The sequence below is a fragment of the Novosphingobium nitrogenifigens DSM 19370 genome (assembly GCF_000192575.1).
GTDB classification, from domain to species: domain Bacteria; phylum Pseudomonadota; class Alphaproteobacteria; order Sphingomonadales; family Sphingomonadaceae; genus Novosphingobium; species Novosphingobium nitrogenifigens.
In genome coordinates this window covers 8,708-15,098 of record NZ_GL876930.1, presented here as the reverse complement: position 1 = coordinate 15,098, position 6,391 = coordinate 8,708, and the positions used below count along the sequence as shown (strand labels likewise).

Sequence of the window (6,391 nt, the reverse complement as noted above, 5' to 3'; positions counted from 1 at the left end):
GTTGCCGAAATGGCCAGTGCCTTTGCCTGCGCGGCGCTGGGCATTGTCCCGACGGTGCGGCATGCCGATTACATCGGAGCCTGGCTCGAAGTGCTGCGCGCCGACGAGAAGGCGATCTTTCGCGCTGCCAGTGCAGCGAGCAAGGCCGCCGACTTCCTTCTGGCTTGTGGGGATGACCGGCCATGAACCGGCCTTTCCCCCCCGAACCGGATATTCCCGAAGTGCCGTCCGTATCGCCGCGCGTGTTCTGGCGCCGGGGCCAGCGTGGCTTGCGGCGGATGACCGCACGGCAGCGGGCGATCTTCGCGGCCGTGCGCTTCGAGGGCGCCAGCTATGCCGAGCTCGCCGAGCGTCATGGCATTACCGTCGACGAGGTGCAGGCCGAGCTGGGCAAGGCCATCTCCCGACTGATCCGCACGGTCCATGGGCACTGGTGGCAGCGCTGGTGGCCGTGGTGAAAAATTCAGGCCGCCCGATGACTTGCCATCGGGCGGCCGTCGCGACAGGGTATCTGTGTCATGCGCAGCGATCTCGACCATCTCCCCGCCAACAAGCAGCGCGAGCTGGAACGCGTGGTGCAGATCGTCTTCGAGGAATTCGAGGACGCCCTGGCCCTGGCTTCGCACGAGTGGAAGAAGAAGGGCCGTATTCTCAAGGTCCTTCTCTACGGCAGCTATGCGCGCGGCGGCTGGGTGGACGAACCGCACACCGCCAAGGGCTACCAGTCGGACTATGACCTGCTCATCATCGTCAACGACAAGCGGCTGACCGACCGCGTCAAATACTGGGCCAAGGTCGATGACCGGCTGATGCGCGAGTACGGCATTGCCGGCACGATCAAGACCCCGGTCAATTTCATCGTCCACACCCTGCAGGAGGTGAATGACGGCCTCGCCCATGGGCGCTATTTCTTCATGGACGTGGCCCGCGATGGCATCGCGCTCTACCAGAGCGATGACACCGAACTGCACCAGCCCAAGCCGAAGACGCCGCATGCCGCGCTGGCCATGGCCAAGGAGTATTTTGAGGAGTGGATGCCAAGCGCGGCAAGGTTCAAAAAGGCCGCCACATTCTTGGCCAACGATGGCGGCTTACGGGAGGCGGCTTTCAATCTGCATCAAGCTGCCGAACAGATGTACCACTGTGTCCTTCTAGTGGTCACCTTCTACACCCCGCACGTTCACAATCTGGCGTTCCTGCGTACGCAGGCCGAGCGACTGGACGTCCGTCTTGTGCACGTCTGGCCCGGCGATAATCGCAAGCAGCGGGCGATGTTCGAGAAGCTCAAGGAAGCCTACGTCAAGGCTCGCTATTCCAAGCACTACCGGATCACCGAAGAGGAACTGGCTTGGCTCGGCGAACAGGTCGAGGAACTGGGCCGTGTCGTCCACGCCATCTGTTCGGAGCGTATTGCCCAGCTGGAAATGACGGCGCGGCAGGCGGGTTAGCCGCAGGTCCAGCTGCGTCCTGGAATCTATCGATGCGAAGTGCCGCGGCGCGTGTCGCTACCGCTCAATCAGCCGCCGCCAGACTTTCCTCAATGGCATCGACCAGCATGGCGGCCAGCGCTTCTTCGGCGCGGGCGCGGGCAGATGCATCCTTCGCTGCCAGATCGCTGCGAAGCCACTGCGGTGCGCGTTCGATCACGCCGAGAATACGGGTCTTGGTCTTGTCATCCATGCAGGCCCTATGACGGCACTGTTCGCGTCGGGCAATGTGCGGGCGACGGATGGTGGAAAGGGCTTTGCCGGTTACTCAGTCTTTGTCGTCGGCAAAGGCCCGCTGTCCGCGCCGCCGCCACAGTGTGAGCTGGTTGCCGGTCTCGTCGGAACGCAGCTTTGCCGCCGCCTCGAGCAATAGCCCGAGGATGACCGCGCGATCATCGTCGGTCAGTTCGACAAGGCCCGCCTTGGCGATGAGCCCACCCAGTTCAATCAACTGTCTCGTACGCTCACGGCGCTTCACTTGCCAGGCTCGCGTGTCATGGCGCGCCTGTTGCAGAGCCAGGCGATGGTGAGCGCTGGTCGTGCGGCGTTGTTGGTTGCGCGTTGTCGCCAGCGCCTCGGCCAGGCGTGTGTTCGGGCCGCTCGCCAGAAAAGAACGCGGCGCCGCGTTTGCGCCATGCCTCCCGTCGCTGCGGATCGGTGATGGCGGCAATCGAAAGCAGCGCGCCAGCCAGCTCCTCGATGCCCAGCGCATCGGCGCCGGTCGCCTCGACCAGTTCGCCGAGCTGGCTTTGCTTGCGCGCTTTCAATTGTCTGGCCTTGGCGGTGAGCACCTTGAGGTCCTCGTCATAGTTGCGGGGCTTGCGCATGTCTGGTGTCCTGTGACGGCGGTCGGTTGTATCGCGAGGCCCTCCAGTTATCGGCCTTGACGATCAATACCAATTCCCTGAAACCTCATGGGATTCTGCCCTCCCGAGAATGATGAAATCTTTTGAGGGCGCGCTTATACGTCGTGCCGACGTGCGCTTTTGGGCGTATCTGGTGTGTCGCCATGGCGATCTACCACTTCTCCGCCAAAGTCATTTCCCGCGCTGCCGGCTCGAGCGCGGTGGCCGCCGCTGCCTATCGCTCCGCCGATCGGATCTATGATCAGCGGCTCGATCGGCACCACGATTTCTCCAACAAGACCGGTGTCGTGCACAGCGAAGTGCTGCTGCCCGAAGGTGCGCCGGAGGAATGGCGCGACCGGGCGAAGCTGTGGAACGATGTCGAAGCCGTCGAAGTGCGCAAGGACGCGCAGCTCGCCCGCGAGATCGAGTTCGCCATTCCCCGTGAAATGACCCAGGCCGACGGCATCGAACTGGCGCGGGACTTTGTTCAGAAGGAGTTCGTTGATCGCGGCATGGTCGCCGATCTCAATGTTCATTGGGATATTGGACCCGACGGCCTCGCCAAGCCCCATGCTCACGTGATGTTGGGGATGCGCGAAGTCGGCGAGGATGGGTTCGGCGCCAAGGTGCGAGATTGGAATCGCACGGAGCTCTTGACCCACTGGCGCGAAGCCTGGGCCGAGCACGTCAACGGCCGGCTGGCGCAGCTCGATATCGATGCGCGGATCGATCACCGCACGCTGGAGGCCCAGGGCATTGACCTGGAGCCGCAGAACAAGATTGGCCCGGCAGCGGCTCGCATGGCGCAGGAAGGCCTGGTGCGCGAACGGCTCGAAGAGCATTTTGCCATTGCCCGAAGCAATGGCGAGAAGATCCTCGAAAGCCCCGGCATTGCGCTCGATGCCATCACCCACAGCCAGGCGACATTCACGGCCCGAGACCTTGCCACATTCGCACACCGGCACAGCGAGGGGAAAGACCAGTTCGACGCCGTGCTGGCAGCGGTGCGCAGCTCGCCCGATCTCGTCCGTTTGGGGGCAGACGGACGCGGCGAAGAGCGGTTCACTTCGCGCGCCATGCTCGAGACCGAACAGCGGCTTGAGATGGCCACCGCGAGGCTCGACGCGCAGCGCCATCATGCCGTGCCCGCGCGCCATCTTGCGGCCGCGCTGGACCGCGCCGAAGCGCGCGGTCTGGTGCTGTCGGTCGAGCAGCGCGGGGCGCTCGAGCATGTGACCGCCAGCCGGGGCATTTCCAGCGTGATCGGCTATGCCGGCACCGGCAAGAGCGCGATGCTTGGTGTCGCGCGCGAGGCCTGGGAGAAAGCCGGCTACGACGTGCGCGGCATTGCCCTGTCCGGCATTGCTGCCGAGAATCTGGAAAACGGTTCGGGCATTGCCTCGCGTACCATTGCCAGTCTCGAGCACCAGTGGGCGCAGGGGCGCGAGACGCTGGGGCCCAATTCCATCCTCGTGATCGACGAGGCCGGGATGATCGGCACGCGCCAGATGGAACGCGTGATTGGCGAAGCACAAAGGCACGGTGCCAAGGTCGTGCTGGTTGGCGATCCGCAGCAGCTCCAGGCGATCGAAGCCGGTGCGGCGTTCCGCAGCATGGCCGAGCGGCATGGCGCGGTCGAGATTACCGAGGTGCGCCGGCAGGCCGAGGAATGGCAGCGCGATGCGACGCGCCAGCTGGCCACCGGCCGGACCGGCGAGGCACTCGAGGCCTATCATGCGGCCGGGTTGGTGGTCGAATCACCCACCCGCGAAACGGCGCGCGACGCGCTGATCGAGCGCTGGGATGCCGATCGGCAGGCTCATCCCGAGGCCAGCCGGCTTATTCTCACCCACACCAATGCAGAATGCGATGAACTGAATGCGCAGGCCCGGGATCGCCTGCGCGATCATGGCACGCTGGGTGCCGATGTCGCGGTCGAGACGACCCGGGGCCAACGCTTGTTTGCCGACCAGGACCGCATCATGTTCCTGCGCAACGAACGCGAACTGGGTGTGAAAAATGGCATGTTGGGCACCATCGAGCGGGTTGATCGCACCGGCATGGCGGTGCGGCTCGACGATGGCCGCGCCGTGGTCTTTGACCACAAGGACTATGCCGACCTCAACCACGGCTACGCGGCCACCGTGCACAAGTCACAAGGGGCAACGCTCGACCGGGTCCATGTCCTGGCAACGCCTGGGCTTGATCGCCATGGCGCCTATGTCGCGCTCTCACGCCATCGCGATCACGTCGCGCTGCATTACGCCAAGACCGACTTTGCCGACCGCGAGCGCTTGGCCGAGCGGCTATCGCGCGACCGGTCCAAGGACATGGCGCGCGACTACGCCGGCAAGGACCAAGACCGGAAAGCTGAGCTCGCTCCACCGTCAGCCAGTACAGAACAACCCGAACGCAAGCAGGGCCGCTTTGCCGGGCTGCGGCTCAATGTGCCCAGCTTTGCCAGGCCACCGGTCCAGGACCAGCAAGCACACCGCGACCTCCTCAAGCCAACCTTGGCTGCAGCGCAGCAGATCCAGACCAGGCCCAGTCTCGACCAGGCGGTCGAGCGCTATGCCCGTGCCACGGCGGAGATTGACCGCATGACCAGACAGCAACTCCCTGCGCTCAAATACCAGAAGACCGCGCAGGCCCGCGCGGCCCAGGCGCTCAATGCGCTGGCCGGCGGCAGTGCGCGCGATCTCGACACCGCGTTTCGGCGCAACCCCGGGCTCATTGGCGAAGCCGCTGGGGGCCGCACCGGCAACGCCATCCGCACCATGCAGCTCGAAGCAGAAATCCGCGCCAATCCCGAACTGCGCGCCGATCGCTTCGTTCAATCCTGGCAGCAGCTCCAGGCCCAGCGTAGCAGTCTCGCCGGCTCCAGCAACCGCGAGGCGCGTCAGCAGGTCGAAGGTCAGATGCGCGCCATGGCCAAGGGTCTGGAGAAGGACCCGGCGCTGGGCAATGCACTCAGCAAGCGCGGGAACCAGTTGGTGGGCAAGCAGTGGTCGCAGGAATGGTCGCCGGGCGTTGGTGGCCATGACCTCACCGATGCGGCCAGGACCAGGTCCCTGGCCCAGCAACTGACGCAATCGCTCGAGCGCGGGCGCGATCGAGGGCTGGGACTGTGACCGACGCACCAGCCAATCACTCAAATGCCCAGGCAGATCTCGACCGGCCCGAAGTGGCTTTCGAAGCGATGACCCACAAGCTTGCCATCCTGATCGCCGCCGTTGAAGGCTTTGCGGCCCGGCAGCAGGAATTGCACAGCCGCGATTACACCGAGGACCTCGCCCGCATTCATGCCCAGCAGGACGAAGCAGCCGCCGCGATCGAGATGCTCGCGAGCAAGCCCGCGCTGCGACTGACGCCCGAGGACATTGCCGTCCAGATCCGTCGGGCTACCGCCAAGGCGAGCGAGGTTGAACGGCAGCATTTTACTGCTGCGCGGGTCGATCTGGATCGGTCCATCACCAGGATCAGCGGGATCGTGGAATCCGCCCTGACAGCGCGTCAGCAACTGCGCTGGATGGGCATCACAGCGGTGGCCGGTGTGGTCATGGGGTTCATGCTGGGCTGGGTCGTTCCGGACTTCATCGACCAGGCAGTGCCGGAAAGCTGGCACTGGCCGGAGAAACATGTGGCGAGCGTTCTGCATCGCGATGGCTGGTCGGCTGGGGAGCGGATGCTTGAGGTCTATGATCTGCAGCGGTGGCAGGCGGTGCGGCAGGCTTCCAGCGTTTGGCAGAACAACGCCAAGGCACTGGAAGATTGCCAGCGGCGTGCGGGGAAGGTCAAAAAGGGCGTGAGTTGCTCAATCTCGGTGGGCGATCCGCAAAGGTAAATGCGGGGCCGGTTTCGTCCGTGAATGGGGACTGACCGGTTAGTCTCCTCTGGGACGCGGACCGACCCGAGCTGTCGTTCGTTCACAGGCCCGGCAATGGGCGCAAAGTTGACCTTGACTGTGCTGCTAATCTGAGTGCTTGGCTCAACAAGTGCCAGCCTACCTCGATCAGCCGCCCCAAAGTGGCTGATCGAGGGCGGCAGGGTACCGTT

8 protein-coding genes are annotated in these 6,391 nt (G+C 64.5%); 5 read left to right on the top strand and 3 right to left on the bottom strand.

What is annotated here, in order from left to right; genetic code table 11:
• The 3 genes from Y88_RS07990 to Y88_RS07980 all read left to right on the top strand — a co-directional run.
• A partial coding sequence (locus Y88_RS07990; protein WP_040702477.1) for a zincin-like metallopeptidase domain-containing protein occupies nt 1-186 on the top strand: 186 nt, incomplete at its 5' end.
• Nucleotides 183-458 (top strand): sigma factor-like helix-turn-helix DNA-binding protein, encoded by a 276-nt coding sequence (locus Y88_RS07985; protein ID WP_008068001.1) that lies wholly within the window; start codon nt 183-185, stop codon nt 456-458. The genes Y88_RS07990 and Y88_RS07985, both read left to right, overlap by 4 nt.
• Before the next feature lie 60 nt (nt 459-518).
• A complete protein-coding gene (locus Y88_RS07980) occupies nt 519-1,448 on the top strand; it encodes a nucleotidyltransferase and HEPN domain-containing protein (protein WP_008067999.1) in 930 nt (309 codons plus the stop codon).
• Between the two features lie 64 nt (nt 1,449-1,512).
• Here the strand turns inward: Y88_RS07980 and Y88_RS19370 are convergent, their stop codons facing one another.
• The 3 genes from Y88_RS19370 to Y88_RS07970 form a co-directional block, all read right to left on the bottom strand.
• Nucleotides 1,513-1,680: a DUF6771 family protein gene (locus Y88_RS19370; protein WP_008067997.1), complete on the bottom strand. Its 168-nt coding sequence runs from the start codon at nt 1,678-1,680 to the stop codon at nt 1,513-1,515.
• A 75-nt stretch (nt 1,681-1,755) separates the two neighbouring features.
• On the bottom strand, nt 1,756-1,965 hold the full coding sequence (locus Y88_RS07975; RefSeq protein ID WP_018076180.1) for a conjugal transfer protein TraD: 210 nt from the start codon (nt 1,963-1,965) through the stop codon (nt 1,756-1,758).
• Nucleotides 1,966-1,981: 16 nt separating this feature from the next.
• The gene (locus Y88_RS07970) at nt 1,982-2,314 is read right to left on the bottom strand and encodes a conjugal transfer protein TraD (RefSeq protein ID WP_008067993.1); all 333 of its coding nucleotides are present in this window, start codon (nt 2,312-2,314) and stop codon (nt 1,982-1,984) included.
• Between the two features lie 182 nt (nt 2,315-2,496).
• On the opposite strand from Y88_RS07970, the gene traA reads away from it, so the two are divergent.
• Entirely contained in the window at nt 2,497-5,466 is a 2,970-nt protein-coding gene (traA, locus tag Y88_RS07965) for a Ti-type conjugative transfer relaxase TraA (RefSeq protein WP_008067991.1), read from the top strand.
• Between the two features lie 68 nt (nt 5,467-5,534).
• The gene (locus Y88_RS07960) at nt 5,535-6,179 is read left to right on the top strand and encodes a DUF6118 family protein (RefSeq protein ID WP_232280974.1); all 645 of its coding nucleotides are present in this window, start codon (nt 5,535-5,537) and stop codon (nt 6,177-6,179) included.
• The last annotated feature ends 212 nt before the right edge of the window (nt 6,180-6,391 follow it).

What these genes read in the sequence shown, in the direction of transcription:
- Y88_RS19370 (WP_008067997.1), bottom strand. Translation starts at nt 1,680, where the DNA reads ATGGATGACAAGACCAAGACCCGTATTCTCGGCGTGATCGAACGCGCA.
- traA (WP_008067991.1), top strand. Translation starts at nt 2,497, where the DNA reads ATGGCGATCTACCACTTCTCCGCCAAAGTCATTTCCCGCGCTGCCGGC.
- Y88_RS07970 (WP_008067993.1), bottom strand. Translation starts at nt 2,314, where the DNA reads ATGCGCAAGCCCCGCAACTATGACGAGGACCTCAAGGTGCTCACCGCC.
- Y88_RS07960 (WP_232280974.1), top strand. Translation starts at nt 5,535, where the DNA reads ATGACCCACAAGCTTGCCATCCTGATCGCCGCCGTTGAAGGCTTTGCG.
- Y88_RS07980 (WP_008067999.1), top strand. Translation starts at nt 519, where the DNA reads ATGCGCAGCGATCTCGACCATCTCCCCGCCAACAAGCAGCGCGAGCTG.
- Y88_RS07985 (WP_008068001.1), top strand. Translation starts at nt 183, where the DNA reads ATGAACCGGCCTTTCCCCCCCGAACCGGATATTCCCGAAGTGCCGTCC.